This is a genomic window from Haloplanus sp. CK5-1 (assembly GCF_037201915.1).
Taxonomy (GTDB): domain Archaea; phylum Halobacteriota; class Halobacteria; order Halobacteriales; family Haloferacaceae; genus Haloplanus; species Haloplanus salilacus.
Window position 1 is genome coordinate 65,364 of record NZ_CP147505.1, and the last position, 17,266, is coordinate 82,629.

Annotated in this window: 18 protein-coding genes; 7 read left to right on the forward strand and 11 right to left on the reverse strand. The window is 67.6% G+C overall.

Annotation, left to right across the window (positions count from 1 at the left end):
- The first annotated feature begins 250 nt into the window (after positions 1–250).
- Both uvrB and NBT81_RS00350 read left to right on the forward strand, forming a co-directional pair.
- Positions 251–2,302 carry an excinuclease ABC subunit UvrB gene (gene uvrB / locus NBT81_RS00345; protein ID WP_338740228.1) on the forward strand — a complete coding sequence of 684 codons (2,052 nt, stop codon included), beginning with the start codon at positions 251–253 and terminating at the stop codon, positions 2,300–2,302.
- 46 nt (positions 2,303–2,348) lie between these two features.
- Entirely contained in the window at positions 2,349–2,693 is a 345-nt protein-coding gene (locus NBT81_RS00350; protein WP_338740229.1) for a hypothetical protein, read from the forward strand.
- Here NBT81_RS00350 and NBT81_RS00355 read toward each other — a convergent pair.
- The 5 genes from NBT81_RS00355 to NBT81_RS00375 all read right to left on the reverse strand — a co-directional run bounded on the left by NBT81_RS00355 (position 2,690) and on the right by NBT81_RS00375 (position 8,168).
- Positions 2,690–3,043, reverse strand: coding sequence for a hypothetical protein (locus NBT81_RS00355; RefSeq protein ID WP_338740231.1), 354 nt, complete (start codon positions 3,041–3,043; stop codon positions 2,690–2,692). The genes NBT81_RS00350 and NBT81_RS00355 overlap by 4 nt on opposite strands.
- Before the next feature lie 161 nt (positions 3,044–3,204).
- A complete protein-coding gene (locus tag NBT81_RS00360) occupies positions 3,205–3,477 on the reverse strand; it encodes a hypothetical protein (RefSeq protein ID WP_338740232.1) in 273 nt (90 codons plus the stop codon).
- Positions 3,478–3,604: 127 nt separating this feature from the next.
- Positions 3,605–5,320, reverse strand: coding sequence for a formate--tetrahydrofolate ligase (locus NBT81_RS00365; protein WP_338740233.1), 1,716 nt, complete (start codon positions 5,318–5,320; stop codon positions 3,605–3,607).
- Positions 5,321–5,376: 56 nt separating this feature from the next.
- A complete protein-coding gene (gene cgi121 / locus NBT81_RS00370; protein WP_338740235.1) occupies positions 5,377–5,886 on the reverse strand; it encodes a KEOPS complex subunit Cgi121 in 510 nt (169 codons plus the stop codon).
- A complete protein-coding gene (locus tag NBT81_RS00375; protein WP_338740237.1) occupies positions 5,883–8,168 on the reverse strand; it encodes an ATP-dependent DNA helicase in 2,286 nt (761 codons plus the stop codon). The genes cgi121 and NBT81_RS00375 overlap by 4 nt, the downstream gene beginning before the upstream one ends.
- A 96-nt stretch (positions 8,169–8,264) precedes the next feature.
- Here NBT81_RS00375 and NBT81_RS00380 point away from each other — a divergent pair, with 96 nt between their 5' ends.
- Genes NBT81_RS00380 through thrC form a run of 3 tightly spaced genes read left to right on the forward strand, consistent with a single transcriptional unit; the run spans position 8,265 to position 10,218 of the window.
- Positions 8,265–8,501 (forward strand): hypothetical protein, encoded by a 237-nt coding sequence (locus tag NBT81_RS00380; RefSeq protein WP_338740239.1) that lies wholly within the window; start codon positions 8,265–8,267, stop codon positions 8,499–8,501.
- A 46-nt stretch (positions 8,502–8,547) separates the two neighbouring features.
- Entirely contained in the window at positions 8,548–8,916 is a 369-nt protein-coding gene (locus tag NBT81_RS00385; RefSeq protein WP_338740241.1) for a helix-turn-helix domain-containing protein, read from the forward strand.
- A gap of 42 nt (positions 8,917–8,958) precedes the next feature.
- A complete protein-coding gene (gene thrC, locus NBT81_RS00390) occupies positions 8,959–10,218 on the forward strand; it encodes a threonine synthase (RefSeq protein ID WP_338740243.1) in 1,260 nt (419 codons plus the stop codon).
- Positions 10,219–10,397: 179 nt separating this feature from the next.
- Here thrC and NBT81_RS00395 read toward each other — a convergent pair whose 3' ends face one another.
- The gene (locus NBT81_RS00395; RefSeq protein ID WP_338740245.1) at positions 10,398–10,703 is read right to left on the reverse strand and encodes a hypothetical protein; all 306 of its coding nucleotides are present in this window, start codon (positions 10,701–10,703) and stop codon (positions 10,398–10,400) included.
- Positions 10,704–10,801: 98 nt separating this feature from the next.
- Between NBT81_RS00395 and NBT81_RS00400 the strand changes: the two genes are divergently transcribed.
- Positions 10,802–11,128 (forward strand): hypothetical protein, encoded by a 327-nt coding sequence (locus NBT81_RS00400; RefSeq protein ID WP_338740247.1) that lies wholly within the window; start codon positions 10,802–10,804, stop codon positions 11,126–11,128.
- Here NBT81_RS00400 and serA read toward each other — a convergent pair.
- Positions 11,125–12,717 (reverse strand): phosphoglycerate dehydrogenase, encoded by a 1,593-nt coding sequence (gene serA, locus NBT81_RS00405; RefSeq protein WP_338740249.1) that lies wholly within the window; start codon positions 12,715–12,717, stop codon positions 11,125–11,127. The two genes, NBT81_RS00400 and serA, sit on opposite strands and share 4 nt — an antisense overlap.
- A 147-nt stretch (positions 12,718–12,864) precedes the next feature.
- On the opposite strand from serA, the gene serB reads away from it, so the two are divergent.
- Complete coding sequence (serB, locus tag NBT81_RS00410; RefSeq protein WP_338740251.1) at positions 12,865–13,515, forward strand: phosphoserine phosphatase SerB; 651 nt, start codon at positions 12,865–12,867, stop codon at positions 13,513–13,515.
- 24 nt (positions 13,516–13,539) lie between these two features.
- On the opposite strand, the gene NBT81_RS00415 is transcribed toward serB, so the two are convergent.
- From NBT81_RS00415 to NBT81_RS00430, 4 genes are all read right to left on the reverse strand, one after another.
- A complete protein-coding gene (locus tag NBT81_RS00415) occupies positions 13,540–14,838 on the reverse strand; it encodes an O-acetylhomoserine aminocarboxypropyltransferase/cysteine synthase family protein (protein ID WP_338740252.1) in 1,299 nt (432 codons plus the stop codon).
- 81 nt (positions 14,839–14,919) lie between these two features.
- On the reverse strand, positions 14,920–15,636 hold the full coding sequence (locus NBT81_RS00420; protein WP_338740255.1) for an ABC transporter ATP-binding protein: 717 nt from the start codon (positions 15,634–15,636) through the stop codon (positions 14,920–14,922).
- Entirely contained in the window at positions 15,636–16,400 is a 765-nt protein-coding gene (locus tag NBT81_RS00425; RefSeq protein WP_338740256.1) for an ABC transporter ATP-binding protein, read from the reverse strand. Before NBT81_RS00425 ends, NBT81_RS00420 begins: the two co-directional genes overlap by 1 nt.
- Complete coding sequence (locus NBT81_RS00430) at positions 16,397–17,260, reverse strand: branched-chain amino acid ABC transporter permease (RefSeq protein WP_338740257.1); 864 nt, start codon at positions 17,258–17,260, stop codon at positions 16,397–16,399. Before NBT81_RS00430 ends, NBT81_RS00425 begins: the two co-directional genes overlap by 4 nt.
- Positions 17,261–17,266: the final 6 nt, after the last annotated feature.

The following is a 17,266-nucleotide window of genomic DNA, read 5'->3' on the forward strand; positions in this document are numbered from 1 at the left end:
TCTTTCGTTCATTGCGGAATAGGAAACGAAGAACCGACCGGCGTTACCCTTCTTCGTCGGGTTCGAGTTCCTCGATTTCCTCACGGTGTTCGTTGGCCTCCTTGCCTTCCGTCTCGGCCAGCCTGTACTTGTCGTAGATGGGGGTAGAGAACAAATCTCCGTACAGACCAGATTCCACATAGAATCACTGTTCACCCCCTCACTTTCCAAGCGAACTGATAAAGTGAATCAGCCACTTAGAGAAGGTATTGTGAGCGATTCGAGTGGCCCCCTCTCTCCGGATAGACCGAATGCGGATCGCGCCTTTCGAGTTGACGCCCCCTTCGACCCGGCGGGCGACCAGCCCGAGGCCATCGAGGAACTGGTGAATGGGTATAATTCTGGTATGGAGAAACAGACCCTACTTGGCGTCACCGGGTCGGGCAAGACGAACACGGTGTCGTGGGTGGTCGAAGAACTCCAACAACCGACCTTAGTGATTGCGCATAATAAGACGCTGGCCGCGCAACTCTACGAAGAGTTCGGGAATCTTTTCCCGGATAATGCAGTAGAATATTTAGTATCCTACTACGACTACTACCAGCCCGAGGCCTACGTCGAACAGACGGACACGTTCATCGACAAGGACGCCTCGATCAACGACGAGATCGACCGCCTGCGCCACTCGGCCACCCGGTCGCTGTTGACCCGGGACGACGTGATCGTCGTCGCCTCGGTGTCGGCCATCTACGGGCTGGGCGACCCCGCGAACTACGTCGACATGTCGCTGCGCCTCGAAGCGGGGCAAGCGATCGACCGCGACGAACTGCTCGCCCGCCTAGTCGACCTCAACTACGACCGCAACGACGTCGACTTCACGCAGGGGACGTTCCGGGTGCGGGGCGACACCGTCGAGGTGTTCCCCATGTACGGCCGCTACGCCGTCCGGGTCGAGTTCTGGGGCGACGAGATCGACCGCCTGACGAAACTCGACCCGCTCGAGGGCGAGGTCGTGAGCCGGGAGCCCGCGGTCCTGATCCACCCGGCGGAACACTATTCGATCCCGGAGGAGCGCCTCGACCGCGCGATCGGGGAGATCGAGGACCTGATGGAGGATCGGGTCTCGTACTTCGAGCGACAGGGCGACCTCGTCGCGGCCCAGCGGATCGAGGAACGAACCACGTTCGACTTGGAGATGCTGCGCGAGACGGGCTACTGCTCGGGCATCGAGAACTACTCCGTCCACCTCTCGGACCGCGACTCGGGCGAAGCGCCCTACACCCTGCTCGACTACTTCCCCGACGACTTCCTCACGGTGATCGACGAATCCCACCAGACCCTCCCGCAGATCAAGGGCCAGTACGAGGGCGACAAGTCGCGCAAGGACTCGCTGGTCGAGAACGGCTTTCGCCTCTCCACGGCCTACGACAACCGCCCGCTCACGTTCGAGGAGTTCGAGGCGAAGACGAGTCGGACGCTGTACGTCTCCGCGACGCCCGGCGACTACGAACGGGGCCACTCCGAGCAGGTGGTCGAACAGATCGTCCGCCCGACCTACCTCGTCGACCCCGCGATCGAGGTGGCCGACGCGACGGGGCAGGTCGAGGACCTCATGGACCGCATCGACGGCCGCATCCAGCGGGACGAGCGCGTCCTCGTCACCACCCTCACCAAGCGTATGGCCGAGGACCTCACCGAGTACCTCTCGGAGGCGGGGGTGGCGGTGGAGTACATGCACGACGAGACGGACACGCTGGAACGGCACGAACTCATCAGGGGGCTCCGCCTCGGCGAGTTCGACGTCCTCGTCGGGATCAACCTCCTCCGCGAGGGGCTGGACATCCCCGAGGTGTCGCTGGTCGCCATCCTCGACGCCGACCAGGAGGGCTTTCTCCGCTCGGAGACAACGCTCGTCCAGACGATGGGGCGGGCGGCCAGAAACGTCAACGGCGAGGTGGTGCTATACGCCGACGAGACGACCGACGCCATGCGGTCGGCCATCGAGGAGACGCGTCGCCGCCGCCGGATTCAACGGGAGTTCAACGAGGAACACGGCCACGAACCGACGACCATCGAGAAGGACGTTGGCGAGACCAACCTGCCGGGGAGCGAGACTGACACCGAAAGCGTCACCGGGGACACACCGGAGAGTGACGACGAAGCCCGCGCCCGGATCGAGGCACTCGAAGAGCGCATGGAGGCCGCCGCCGACAACCTGGAGTTCGAACTCGCGGCCGACATCCGCGATCGGATCCGCGAACTCCGCCAGGAGTTCGACTTCGACGACGACGGGATCGCCCCCGAAGTCGACTCCGACTTCTAGCCGACGGCCCGGAACCGTTTTGTCGACGGGGCCACACCTCGACGCCATGCTCGGGCGGGTGCTGGCGTGGCTCGGATCGGACGACCACGCCGAGGACGAGGTCGACGTCGACTGGGTCGATCCCGGAACGGAGTACGGGGGCGACGGTCCCGTGCGGCGGTACGTCTGTGCCGAGTGTGGGGCGACGACGGAGGGCGTCGGCCCCGACGAACAGGTGGCGTGTCCCGACTGCGAGACGGTGTTCAAGGGAGTACTCGTCCCCGACCACGCCGTCTGTCCACGGTGTGAGTCGCGCATCGACGACGCCGCCTTCTATCCGGAGACCCGCCGGGACACCGAGTTCGCGGCGTGCGGGGCGTGTGACTATCGGTGGGAGAGCGACCCGCGCTAGTCCTCGCCCTCGATCAGCGTGGTCCCGTCGTCGTCGGCGTGGTGGAGCGCCACGTCGTGGCGGGTGTGGCGGGCGTGCGTCCGCGCCCAGCGCCGGGCCGCGTCCGCGGACAGGCGTTCGACGCCGTCCGGGCAGTTGTGACAGACCGCCCGCCAGGTCGACACGCCGTCGGGGTAGTGGCCCGTGTGACGCTCGTGGTCGAGTGCGAACTGCTCGACTGCGCGGTTGCCCGCGTGCAGGTCGTCGAGTTCGTACGAGAGGTCCCACTCCCGGCCACACCGCTCGCAGCTCACGGTCGGCGCGTCGCCGGGTGGGTCGTCGCCGGTCGCGCCGTCGTCGGCGTTTGACACGGTCCCACTTAGGGCCCGGACGCCCTTGAACGTGGTCCGGTCGCTCCCCCCCGTTCGGCGACAGTTCCGTCCCACTCGTTCATCAGTTCACGACTCCCGACTGCGGTTACACCGCCACTAGTGAAAACGTTCGAGAGTGGGGGCCGACGGGTGACTGCCTTCTACCCACGCCACACGTCGTCCCCGCCACAGTTCCGGCACTCGAGGATTATCGAGACGGTGTCCTGCCCGACCGTGTAATCGTCGAACAGGATGTCGGCGTTGCTCCCGCAGTTACTACAGAGTATCCAGATGTCGTTCCCCCCCTCGCCCGAGAATTTCAGCTGGTCGTTCAGATTACACGATTTGCATTCGAACAAGAACCCCTCGGGGCCGGCTCCAAGCGAGACATCGTTACTGTTGCACCGGCTACATTCGCAGTATATCGTCGTCATCGCTCTGCCGTTACCGTAATCGTTTGATATTTTTTCCGGTCGTCCAACCCGTCACACACGGTCCGCTCGAACGTCTCCGTTCGGGGAGAAGCCGACTCCGTGGTCGGTTTGGCGCCGAACGGGGCGTTCAGAACAGGCCGGTGACGTTGCCGTCAGCGTCGACGTCCATCCCTTCGGCGGCGGGTTCGGCCGGCAGGCCGGGCATCGTGAGCACGTCGCCGGTGAGGACGACGACGAACCCGGCACCCGCGTCGGGGTAGCACTCGCGGACCGTGAGCGTCCAGTCGTCGGTCGGCGCGCCCTTCCGCGTCGGGTCGTCCGTGGTCGAGTGCTGGGTCTTCGACAGGCAGACGGGCATGTCGCCGTAGCCCTGTTCCTCCAACCGTTCGAGGTCGTCCTGGGCCTCCTCGGTGAAGTTGGCGTCCTCGGCACCGTACACCTCGGTCGCGACGGTCCGGATCTTGTCCTCGAGGCTCTCGTCGAGGTCGTACAGCGGCTGGAAGTCGCCCTCGTCGCTATCCGCGAGGTCTTTCGCCGTCTCGGCCAGTTCGGCGGCCCCGGCCCCGCCGTCGGAGAACGCCTCGCTCACGACGACCGGGTAGCCCTGCTCCTCACAGTGGTCGACGATCGCCCGAATCTCCTCGTCGGTGTCCGTCGGGAAGCGGTTGATGGCGACGACGAAGGGGACGCCGAACTGCTCGATGATGCCGGCGTGGTGGTCGAGGTTCGTCGTGCCGTCCCGGACCGCCTCGGGGTCGGGCCCTTTCAGGCGGTCGTAGTCGGTCGGCCACATCTCCAGACCGTGGTACTTCATCGACCGGACGGCGGTCGTCAGGACGGCCGCGTCGGGCGAGACGCCACGCCGGGAGACGATGTTGCCGAACTTCTCGAAACCCAGGTCGGCTGCGAAGCCGGCCTCCGTGACGAGGTAGTCGCCGAGTGCGAGGCCGAGTTTGTCGGCCACGAGCGAGTTCGTCCCGTGGGCGATGTTCGCGAAGGGGCCGCCGTGGACGAAGGCGGGCGAGCCCTCGATGGTCTGGACCAGATTGGGTCGGAGGGCGTCTTTCAACAGCATCGCCATCGCCCCCTCGATGCCGAGGTCCTCGACGGTGACCGGGTCGCCGTCCGTGTCGTAGGCGACGATCATCGTCGCCAGTCGCTCCTTGAGGTCGGCGAGCGAGTCGGCCAGACAGAGCACCGCCATCACCTCGGAGGCGGCCGTGATCTGGAAGCCGTCCTCGCGGGGCGGGCCGTTGGTCGACCCGCCGAGACCGACGACGACGTCGCGGAGCGCGCGGTCGTTCATGTCCAGCGCGCGCTTCCACGCGACTTCGTCGACGTCGACGTCGAGGTCGTTGCCGTAGTGGACCTTCGTGTCGAGCGTCGCCGACACGAGGTTGTGAGCCGTCGTCAGCGCGTGGAGGTCGCCCGTGAAGTGGAGGTTGATGTCCTCCATCGGCAGGACCTGCGAGTGACCGCCGCCAGCGGCCCCGCCCTTGATGCCGAACACCGGCCCCAGCGAGGGTTCGCGCACCGCGACGACCCCCCGGTGGCCGAGGTGGTTCAGTCCCTGACCGAGACCGACCGTGGTGACGGTCTTGCCCGCCCCCTTCGGCGTCGCCGTCGTCCCCGTCACGAGGATCAGGTTCCCCTCGTCGGCGTCGGTCAGCGTCCGCTGGATCGCCTCCTGTTCGATCTTCGCGATGCCGTTGCCCTGCGGGTCGAGGTCCTCGGCGGCGAGGCCCAAGTCGCCGGCCACGTCCTCGATCGGCCGGGTCTCGGTCGCCGTCGCGATTTCCATGTCCGTCGGTACGTCGTCGGCGTCCGTCTCGTCCGAAGTCATCCCGAAAATATACACGGCCATCCCATATGTAAGCCGCGGCGTGGGCGAGTTTCACATCATTTTTCGACATCGAGCAGGGCGACCCGCTCCGCGATCAGGTCGGAGAGGTCGCCGTCGACGGCGTCGAGTTCCGCCGCCGTCACGTCGAAAAACGCCCGTACGCGGCCCGAATCGGTCGAATCGAGCGTCCCCGTGGGGTCGAGTGCGAGTCGCTCCCGGAGGGCGTCGGCCGCGGCGGTCTCGCGGTCACCGTCGTCGTCCGCAGCCGTCACGACGACGGCGACGGGCAGCCGGCCCTCGGACACCCCCATCTCGAGTGCGTCGTCGATCTGTCGCCGGCCGGCGGCGTACAGCAGTATCTCGACACTCCGCTCGCGGGCGACGTTCTCGCCGCGAGCGAACGCGCGGTCGGTCAGGTCGACCGCACGGGCGAGGTGTCGGCGGTCGACGACGTAGCGTGCGTCGAACGCCTGGACGGTCACGTCGTGGTCGGCGGCGACGGCGTCCAGATCCGAGAGGAACGCGTCGAGATCGTCGACCGTCGCGACCCCTTCGACGACGATCACTCGAAATCACCCAGGCTGGCCTGCTGGTCGGCCCCGGAGTCGGCCGACCGTCGGTCCGTGTCGGCATCGGCGTCGGCCGACTCGCCGTCGTCCCCCGCACTCCCCTCGGCCGGCGTCACGTCCGTCATCGAGGGATCACGGCGGCCGGCGTTTTCGAGGATGCGCTCGGCGGTCGCCTCGCGGCCCCGGAGCGCACCGAGGACGACGGACTTCTCCGCCTCGCGGAGGTCGGCCCGCGACTCGACGCCGGCCTCGTAGAGGCGGCGGGCGCGTTTGCGGCCGATCCCACGGACACCGGTCAGATCGAGCAGTTCCTCGCGGACGCCGTCCGCGACGCGCCGTTTCGCCTCGTTGACGGCGGCGACACAGTCCAGATCGAGTTCGACCGCGAGTTGCTCGGCCGCGCCGAGCAACCACTCGGCGGTGTCGACCTTGCCGCGCACGTCGCCGGGACCGACGCCGTAGCGCTCGGTGATCCGGTCCTCGTCGACCTCACTCGCCCAGTCCTCCAGCAGTTTCGCCGTCTTCAGCGCCGACAGCCACTCCTCGAAGCGCACGTCCTCGAACTCCGAGGGGACGCGGCCGAGGAACTCGGCCTCGCGCTCGTAGCAGAGTTCGGTGTACGTCTCCCGATCGCCCGACTTCAGGTAGAGTTCGTACATGTCGGGGGTGCGGGAGACGAGGTGGTAGAGCCCGAGGGCGGTGGGGTCCTCGGCCGCCCGCAGGCCGTCGACGATTTCGGCCGCGCTCATCGGGTCGAGATACAGGCGGGAGACGGTGTGGCCGAGGGGAGTGGCGGTGATCCCGTCGCCGTCGCGTTCGACGAAGTCGTTGGCGACGAGATACTCCAACACGTCGTCGACGACCGACTCCAAGTGACGCGTGTCGTCGGACTGGACGGCGTACAGCGTCCGGTCGAGGAACTCGAGCAGGCCGGATCGGGTGTGGGCAAATCCGGAGGCGACCGTCGAGAGTAGGTGGGTCCGCATCGCCGGTTCGCGGGCGAGTTTCGACCCCACGGGCTCCGAATCGGCCCACACGTACCTCTCGAACAGTTCGTCCATCGTGTCGTGGTCCTTCGCGAGTAGGACGGCCTCGCCGTAGGGGTCGAGGCCCGGCCGCCCGGCGCGGCCGAACATCTGGTGGACCTCCAGCGTGTCGAGGGGTTTCATGCCGCCGAACTCGCCGTCGTAGCGCCGCCAGTCGCGGACGATCACCCGCCGGCTGGGCGTGTTGACCCCCGCCGCGAGTGTCGGCGTCGCACAGATGACTTTCAGCAGCCGGTCGCGGAAGGCGTCCTCGACGAGCGATCGGTGCTCGGCCGAGAGGCCGGCGTGGTGGAAGGCCGCACCCTTCCGGACGACTCCGGCCAGGTCGTCGCTCGTCTCGGTGTCGGAGACGCCGGCCACCTCGTCGGCGACGGCGGCGAGTTCGTCGCGTTCGTCGTCGGAGAGTCGGTCCGCAGTCACGTCGGCCAGCCGCCGGGCCTCCGCCTCGGCGTTGCGCCGGGAGTTGACGAAGACCAGCGACGAGCCGTCCTCGTCGACGGTGTCGGCGACCAGGGCGGCGGTGGCCCGTTCGCCCTTCGCCACCGGCACCTCCCGCTGATCGCCGTCGGCGAAGGTGATTGCGTCGCCGAAGTGGACTCCCGTCCGGAGGTCGATCGGCCGCCAGTCGGACTCGACGAGTTCGGCGTCCAGCCAGTCGGCCACCTCGTCGGCGTTGTCGACGGTGGCCGAGAGCGCGACGACCTGGAGGTCGGGGGTGATGCGCCGGAGTTTCGCCAGCGTCACCTCCAGCGTCGGCCCCCGGTTCGGATCGTCGACGAGGTGGACCTCGTCGGCGACGACGCAGGTGAGGTCCTCGAGCCACGGCGCGCCGTTGCGCACCAGCGAGTCCACCTTCTCGCTCGTGGCGACGACGATGTCGCGGTCGGCCAGCCACTCCTCGCTCGACTCGTAGTTGCCCGTCGAGATGCCCACCGACACGTCCGGCTCGTCGAGCTCGGCCCAGCGCTCGAACTCGGCTTTCTTCTCGCCGGCGAGCGCCCGGAGCGGGACGATGTACAGCGCCGTGCCGCCGCGGGCGACACTCGACAGCATGGCGAGTTCCGCGATCAGGGTCTTGCCGCTGGCCGTCGGCACGCTGGCGACGAGGCTGTCGCCCCCGGTGACGCCGGCGTCGACGGCCGCGGCCTGTGGCGGGTAGAGTTCCTCGATCCCCGACTCGGCGAGACGGCCGGCGGCGCCCGACGGGAGCCCGGGGATGTCGGCGGGGTTCATCGGTCGTCGGTCCTTGGCGCGTCCCCGCGTTTAACCTGTCGGGTCGCGGGTCTCGGGCCCGGCGGATTTAGGGTGTGGGGCGTAGACGATGGAACGATGACCACGCTAGAGATCGAACCGGGCGACTTGACCGCCGGCGAGATCATCGACGCCCTCGACGACGGCCAGCGGATCGTCGTTCGCCTGGAGATGCTCGGCGGCGTCCACGAGGTGACGCTCCGCCACGACGGCGACACGTACTACTGCGATACGCCGACCACGCTCCACAAACACGACGACCCCGACGCGATGCGGACGTGCATCGAGGAGATGGGGTACGGGCGCAAGGAGTGAGGGCTGCGTGGCGCAGTTTTAACCCCGCCCGTCGACAACGACACGTATGGTCGACGCCCCCGACATCGACGAACTGGTCGGCGTCGAAGAGCCGAGCTTTCGACACGTCCTATCCTGCGTGTTCGGTATCCAGGAACACGAGAGCCGGACGTATCTCGTCCTGTTGGACAACCCGGGCAGCACGGTGGCGGAACTCGCCGAGGACCTCGACCGCGACCGGAGCAACGTCAACCGATCGCTGACGACGTTGCTCGACAAGCGACTGGTCGAACGGGAGCGTCGTCTCCTCGATCCGGGTGGCTACGTCTACCAGTACACCGCGACGCCGCTCCCGGAGGCCAAGGAACTGATGCACCACACGCTCGACGAGTGGGTCGCGCAGGTCCACGACGCGATCGACGAGTTCCAGCCGTAGTGAACCCACTCGCTTTTTGTCCCACGGCCCTTCGCTCCGCCAATGAGTATGGATCTGACCGCGGCCACCCCGTCGGAACCCGCCGCCGCCGACGACGGCGTCTGGCTCGCGTGTATCGAGTGTGGCGAGACGTTCGCGCCCTTCGACGAGATCAGGTACACCTGCGACCACTGTGACTGCCTGCTCGAAGTTCGGTACGCCGAACCGCCGACCTTCGACGACTTCGAGGGACAAGGGGTCTGGCGGTACGCCGCCGCGCTTCCCTTCGAGACCGGCGTCAGCCTCCCCGAGGGCGACACGCCGCTGCACCACGTCCCGCGGCTGGAGGAGGAGTTCGGCGTCGAGCGCCTCCGGGTCAAACACGAGGGGATGAACCCGACGGGTGCGTTCAAGGACCGCGGCATGACCGTCGGCGTCCGCGTCGCACAGGAACTCGGAGTCGGGCGGTTGGCGTGTGCCTCGACGGGGAACACGAGCGCCGCCCTCGCGGCCTACGGCGCACGCGGCGGGATGGAGACGCTCGTCCTCCTCCCCGCGGGCAAGGTGGCCTCGGGCAAGATCGCGCAGGCCGCCCTCCACGACGCCCGAATCCTCGAGGTCGACGGCAACTTCGACGACTGCCTCGACATCGTGCAGGAACTCGCCACGGCCGGCGAGGTGTACCTGCTCAACTCGCTGAACCCCTTCCGACTGGAGGGACAGAAGACCATCGGCCTGGAAATCTTAGAGGAGTTCGTGGCCGACCACGGCACCTATCCGGACCGTATCGTCCTCCCGGTCGGCAACGCGGGCAACACGGCGGCGCTCTACAAGTGCTTCCGGGAACTCGTCCAGAGCGGGGCGCTCGATCCCGAAGACGTGCCGAAACTCACCGGCGTACAGGCCGAGGGCGCGGCCCCGATGGTCGAAGCGATCGAGGAGGGAAACGACGAGATCCGCCGGTGGCCGGACGTCGAGACGGTCGCCACGGCCATCCGCATCGGCAACCCGGTGAACGCGCCGAAGGCGCTCCCGGGCATCCGGGCGACCGACGGTACCGCCGTCTCGGTCAGCGACGAGGCGATCACCGACGCACAGCGTGCGCTCGCGGGCGAGGGCGTCGGCGTCGAACCCGCCTCCGCGACGTCGATCGCTGGCCTCCGGAAACTCCGCGACCGGGGGGTCGTCGACGCCGACGAACAGGTGGTCTGTCTCACCACCGGTCACCTGCTGAAAGACCCCGAGGCCGCCTTCGAAGCGGGAGGCGATCCCGAACCGGTACCCAACGACGTGGACGCCGTCCTCGAACACATCGCGGAGTAGACGGCGCTATCGAGGTGATCGTCCGAGAAGCGGGAGACGGGGCGTTGTGAGGGGGGCACGTAACCAGACGGTTCGTCGTCTCCCACTCCGAGGGTGGGGCGGAACGGTAATCAACCCCGCCGTTATCGTAATTAATTAATAGGGGCCACGGGAGTAACAGCGACCGGCGCGCCCTCGGTTCACGCTCCGATATCCGGATCGGCCGCCAGGTCGTCGAACCCGGCGAGTCGGTAGGGCCGCGAGTCGGTGCAGTCCTCGTCGGCTGCCGCCAACTCCCCGATCGCGAGGTCGTACCGGTGGGCGAAGTCGTCGTAGTCGTCCGCCACGGCGACGGAGTCGATCAGTGCCTCGGCGGTCAGGTCCTCGTCGACCTCGTCGCGGAACGCCGCGGCCGTCGCTGCGGCCGCCGCCGCCGTCTCGGGGTCGGCACCGAACCGGTCCGCGAACGCCTCGGCGACCGTCGTCTCGAAGTCGTCGTCGTTCATGGTCGTCCGAAGGACCGGTCGCCACCTATACGTTGTGCCTTCTGCGTCCGACTGCCGTCTGACGGACGTTTTTGCGTGTGTGACCAGTACACACACACATGGCTCCGAGCGGCTTCCCGACCGGGACGGTCAGTAGTGGGCGAGACGACCCCTCGGCGTCGGTGCCGAGGCGAAGCGAGGTGTCCGAGGGCGACCCGCAAGCGCGCATCGCCGAACTGGAGCGCGAGAACGAGGCGTTGCGCGAGGCGGTGGCACAGCAACGCCGCGAGAACGAACGGATCGTCGAGCGCTACGAACGGTTGCTGGACGACTGCGACGCCGAGAACCCGGACCGGGACGCGATCGGTCCCGATCGGGAGGCGTCGAGCGACCCCTCGGACGGCGTCGTCGACCGGGTCGTCGGTCTGTTCACGAACCGGCGTTAGTCGTCCTCGCCGTCACCGAGGGTGATGCCGGTCACGTCGATGATCCGCTCGTCGGCCCGGATGGTCTCGACCGCCCCCTCGGGAACCGGATCGTCAAGGTTGTACACCGTCATGGCCTCGCCGCCGACCGTCTCGCGGCCGTTGAACATCCCCGCGATGTTGACCTCGTTGTCGCCGAGGACGGTCCCGATCAAACCGAGGACGCCGGGACGGTCGTAGTTGCGGACGACGAGCATCTGTCCGTGGGGGACGGCGTCGACGCGGTAGCCGTCGATGCGGACGATGCGCGGGTCGTCGCCCGCGAACAGCGTGGTGCCGACGACGATGTCGTCGGTTCCGTCGCCGACAGTGACGGTGACGAGACTCTGGAAGTCGTCGCTCTGCCGGGTCTTCTCCTCGGTCACCTCGATGCCGCGTTCCTCGGCGATATTGGGCGCGTTGACCGCGTTCACTTGCCACTCCAGAGGTTCGAACACGCCCTTGAGCGCGCTCGCGGTGACGAACTCCACGTCCTCGTCGGCGATGTCACCCTCGTAGCGCACGCGGACCGTCGAGATCCGGCCCTCGAACATCTGGGCGGCGACTTTGCCGGCCGTCTCCGCCAGCCCGATGTACGGTTCGACCCGCGGGAACGCACTCTCGTCGATCGAGGGAGCGTTCAGCGCGTTCGCGACGGGTTCGTCGGCGAACGCGGCGACGACCTGGTCGGCGATGCTCGTGGCGACGTGTTCCTGTGCCGCCTCGGTCGACGCCCCCAGGTGGGGCGTGACGACGACGTCGTCGACGGCCAGCAGGGGGTTGTCCGGCGAGACGGGTTCGTCCGCGAACACGTCGACCGCTGCGCCGGCGAGCGTGCCGTCCTCAACGGCCGCGGCGAGGGCCGTCTCGTCGACGACGCCGCCCCGAGCGCAGTTGATCAGGTAGCCACCCTCCATGTGTGTGAGTTCGTCCCCGGCGATCAGTCCCTCGGTCTCGGGGGTCAGCGGCGTGTGGACCGTCAGGAAGTCGGCGCGGTCGAGACACGCCTCGAAGTCGACGAGTTCGGCCCCGAGTTGGTCGGCGCGCTCCTGGCCGATGTAGGGGTCGTACGCGACCAACTCCATCCCGAGCGATCCCAACCGCTTTGCGACCTCCTGACCGACGCGCCCGAGTCCGACGACGCCGAGCGTCTTGCCGTTGAGTTCGGTCCCGAGGTAGTCGCCTTTCGCCCACTCGCCGTCCCGGAGGCGGGCGTGTGCCTGCGGGATGGAGCGGGCGGTCGCGAAGGCCATCGCGACGGTGTGTTCCGCGGCCGCGCGGACGTTCCCCTCCGGCGCGTTGGCGACGATGACGCCGTGGTCGGTCGCGGCGTCGATGTCGATGTTGTCGACGCCGATCCCCGCCCGGCCGACGATGACGAGGTCGGGGGCCGCCTCGAACACCGCTTCGGTCACGTCCGTTCCCGAACGCACGACGAGCGCGTGGGCGTCCGCGACGGCGTCGAGCAGGTCGGACCCCTCGGCGTCGTAGGCGGTCTCCACCTCGTGGCCCGCGGTACGAAGCCGGTCCAACCCCGCATCGGCGATCGGGTCCGTGACGAGTACCCTCATAGTCGAATCGACCCGAGGACGGAGTTAAGCGTTTCCAAACGCTCGGGGCACCGGGGACCACACGCCGATCCGCGTCCGGACCGCCGGGACCCGTCGGCCGGTGTCGCGTGGCGGGGGATTCAAACCCTCGGCCGGCAACGGGTCGGTATGCGACTCGTCGCCTTCGACTTCGACGGCACGCTCTCCGACTCGGAGATGACGGTGCTCCTTGGCGAACAGTGTGGCGTCGCCGACCGGATGGCCGAGGTCACGGAACGCGCGATGAACGACGAGATCGGATACGCCGAGAGCCTGCGCGAACGGGCTGCGCTGCTGGAGGGACTGGACACGGAACGGGCCGACGACGCCTTCGACGGGGTGCGCCTGCGACCCGGCGCGGCCGACCTGCTCGAAGCCCTGAACGACGCCGGCCACCACACCGCCGTCCTCACGGGAGGGTTCGAACGGGGGGTCGAGCACGCCCTCGACCGCGCGGGCGTCGGCGTCGACACCGTGATCGCCAACCGCCTCCCCCGGGAGGGTGGCCACCTCACCGGCGACGTCGAGGGGCCGCTGATCGAGGGCACCAAAGACCGGGCGTTGGAGTCGCTGGCGGCCGATCTGGACTACCCACTCTCGCGAACCGTCGCCGTCGGTGACGGAGCGAACGACCTCCCGATGCTGGAAGTCGCGGGACTGTCGGTGGGCTTCCTCCCCAAGCCGGCGGTGCGGCCCGCCTGCGACGTCGTCGTGGCGTCGATGGACCGCCTCGGTCGAGCGTTCGAGGAACGGGGGCTGATCGACGCGAACCGAGCGTGACGCGGCGGGACGCGTCGCCGCCGGTCAGGTCGCGGCGTCGATGGCTCGATCCAAGTCGGCGACGATGTCCTCGACGTCCTCCAGTCCGACGGACAGACGGACCATGTCGGGCGTGACCCCCGCCGCGCGCTGTTCGTCCTCGGTCAACTGCTGGTGGGTGGTCGAGGCGGGGTGGATCACCAGCGTCTTCGCGTCGCCGACGTTCGCCAGCAGCGAGGCGAGTTCCACGTTGTTCACCGTCTCGCGGGCGGCCTCGTACCCCGCCTCGAGGCCGAAGGTGATCATGCCGCCGTAGCCGTCGTCGAGGTACTCGCTGGCGGCGTCGTGGGTCTCGTGGTCCGGGAGGCCGGGGTAGGTCACCCAGCCCACGTCGGGGTGGTCGGCGAGATGTTCCGCGACGGCCATCGCGTTCTCGCAGTGGCGGTCCATCCGCATCGGGAACGACTCCAGTTTCTGGAGGGTGACCCACGCGTCGAACGGCGACTGCTGGTCGCCCAGATCCCGCAGGCCGCGGGCGATGGCAGCGTAGGTGAAGCCCGCGGGCGCGAACGTCTCGTGGAAGTTGACGCCGTGGTAGGCGGGGTTGTCCGCGCCGATCTCGGGGTAGTCGTCGGCGTACGTCCCCCAGTCGAAGGTGCCGCCGTCGACCAGGACCCCGCCGACGGTCGACCCCGATCCGTGGAGCCACTTGGTCGTCGAGTTCCACACGAGATCAGCGCCGTGTTCGACCGGTCGGCACAGATACGGCGTCGCGAACGTGTTGTCGACGAGGAGGGGGACGCCGTTCTCGTGGGCGATGTCCGCGATGCGCTCGATGTCGGGGGTCACCAGCGCCGGGTTGCCGATCGTCTCGAGGTGGACGTACGCGGTGTCGTCGTCGATGGCGTCGGCGTAGGCGTCGTAGTCCAGCGTGTCGACGAACCGGGTCGTAATCCCACGGCGCTCGACGGAGTGGGTGAGGTACGTGTAGGTGCCGCCGTACAGCGCCGAGGCGGTGACGACGTTGTCGCCCGCCTCCGCGAGCAGGAACGTCGCGAGGTCGAGGGCGGCCATCCCGGAGGCGGTGGCGACGGCCCCGACGCCACCTTCGAGCGAGGCGAGACGCTCCTGGAGGGTGCCGACGGTCGGGTTCATCAGCCGCGAGTAGATGTGGCCCTCCGTCTCGAGGGCGAACTGCCCCGCGGCGTCGTCGGCGTCGTCGAAGACGTACGACGTGGTCTGGTAGATGGGCGGCGCGCGCGAACCCGTCGACGGATCGGGGCGCTGGCCGGCGTGCAGGCTTCGCGTGTGGAATCCGGGTGCGTCGGTCTCGTCGTCTGGCATATGGGTAGCGTTCGACGGCGACCATTCTAATAACGCTGTCGAACGTGTACGAGAACGGCGAACCGAGGAGGCGTTGCCCGATCAGTCGGTGCCGAGGTAGAGTTCGGCCACCTCGTCGCTGTCGAGCAACTCCTCGCCGGTGCCCTGGAACCGATTCTCGCCCATATCGAGGACGATGCCGCGGTCGGAGCGCTTGAGCGCCGCCCGAGCGTTCTGCTCGACCATCAGGATCGGCGTGCCGGCGTCGTTGATCTCGACGATCTTCTCGAACATCTCCTCGACGAGTTGCGGGGCCAGCCCCGCCGACGGCTCGTCGAGGACGAGCAGATCGGGATCGAGGATCATCGCGGTCCCCATCGCGACCATCTGCTGTTGGCCGCCGCTGAGGGAGCCGGCCCGCTGGTCGGCGCGGTCCTCGAGGACGGGGAACTGGTCGTACACCTCCTCGAGTCGCTCGTCAAAGTCGAACCAGTCTTTCCCCTCGGCGGGCCACGCGCCCATCTTCAGGTTCTCCATGACCGAGAGGTTCGGGAAGATGTTGTCGTTCTGGCGGACGTAACACATGCCGTACTCGACGATTTCCTCCGGCGGCTTGCCGGCCAGATCGGTGCCGTTGAAGTGGACCGAGCCCTCCCGGGCCTCGACGACGCCGACGATGGTCTTCAGCAGGGTCGACTTCCCGGCCCCGTTCGGGCCGATGATCGTGACCACCTCGCCGTCTTCCATCTGCATGTCGACACCGTGGACGATGATCGCGTCGCCGTAGCCGCTGACGACGTTCTCGAGTTCGAGTAACATTAGACGTCACCTCCGAGGTACGCTTCGAGCATCCGCTCGTCGGACTGGACTTCCTCCGGGGTACCCTTCGAGAGCACCGCGCCGTCGTGCAGGCCGATGACGGTGTCGGAGATGCGCATGATCGCTTCGATGTCGTGTTCCACGACGAGGAAGGTCATGTCGCGCTCGTCGCGCAACTCCATGATGCGCTGGAGGAGTCGGTCGGTCAGGTCCGGATTGACCCCAGCCATCGGCTCGTCGAGCAACAGGAGCTCCGGATCGGCCATCAGCGCCCGGCCGAGTTCCAGCAGCTTTCGCTGACCGCCCGAGAGGTTGCCGGCGTACTCGTCGCGCAGGTCCCAGAGTTCGAGGAACTTCAGGAGTTCCTCGGCGCGGGCGCGGGCGTCCCGCTCAAACTCGCGGACCCCGCTGGTGTTCGCGGCCGCCGCGAGCACCTTCTCGCCGGGGTTGTTCTGCGACGCGAGCAGCATGTTGTCCATCACTCGCATCCCAGTGAGTTCCTGTGCGATCTGGAAGGTCCGCACCAGACCGCGTTGGGTCCGCTCGTTGGGTGGCAGTCCGGTTATGTTCTCGCCGTCGAACGTCACGGTCCCCTCGTCGGGGTGGTGGAAGCCCGCGAGCAGTTTGAACATGGTGGACTTGCCGGCCCCGTTCGGGCCGATGACGCCGACGATCTCCGTGCGCTCGACCTCGAAGGAGACGTCGTCGACGGCGACGATGCCGCCGAACGTCTTCCGGAGGTTGTTGGCTTCGAGGAGCGTCATCGCGTCGCCTCCCCGAACAGGCCGTCCGGACGTGTGAGCAGACCGATGATCAGTGCAACGAGACCGACGCCGAACTTGTACTCCGAGGGGATGACGGCGACGCTCACTTCCTGTGCGACGCCGATGAAGTAGCCGCCGGCGACGGCACCCTTGGGGTCACCGATGCCGCCCAGGATGACCGCCGCGAAGATGGCGATCAGGGCGGTAAAGCCCATGTTCGGGCGGATCTGGGCGTCGAGTCCGAGCATAATGCCGCTGAGGCCGGCGATGGCACCGCCGATCAGCCAGACGTACAGGACGAGTTTCTCCGTGTCGACGCCGCGGATGCGCGAGAGCATCCGGTCGTCGGACGCCGCGCGCATCGCGATGCCGATCCGGGTCCGACGGAGCATGGCGTAGACGCCGAGCAACAGGAGCAGGCTCACGACGATGATCGCGATCTGTTCGACGCTGAACCTGACCCCCGCAAAGGAGGGGTTGGCCTCCATCGGGAGGTCGTAGAAGTGCCCACTGGGCCCCCAGATCGCACGCAGCAGGTTCCGGATGAAGAAGGCCACGCCAATCGAGACGATGAGCAGCGTGATCGGGCTCCGGGTCCGGAAGTGCTGGAAGACCAGTTTGTCGAGGACCACCGAACCGACGGACATGAAGAGGACGCCGGCGACGATGGCGACGCCGAGCGGCAGTCCGACCTGTGCGTTGACCGCCCAGGCGACGTACGCGCCGGCGGCCATGTAGTCGCCGTACGCGATGTTGATGAAGTTGAGGATGCCGAAGATGAGCGTCAGCCCCAACGCGGCGACGGAGATGATGCTTCCGACGACCAGTCCGTTCCAGATGAGTTGTGGATCGAGTACCATCGATGA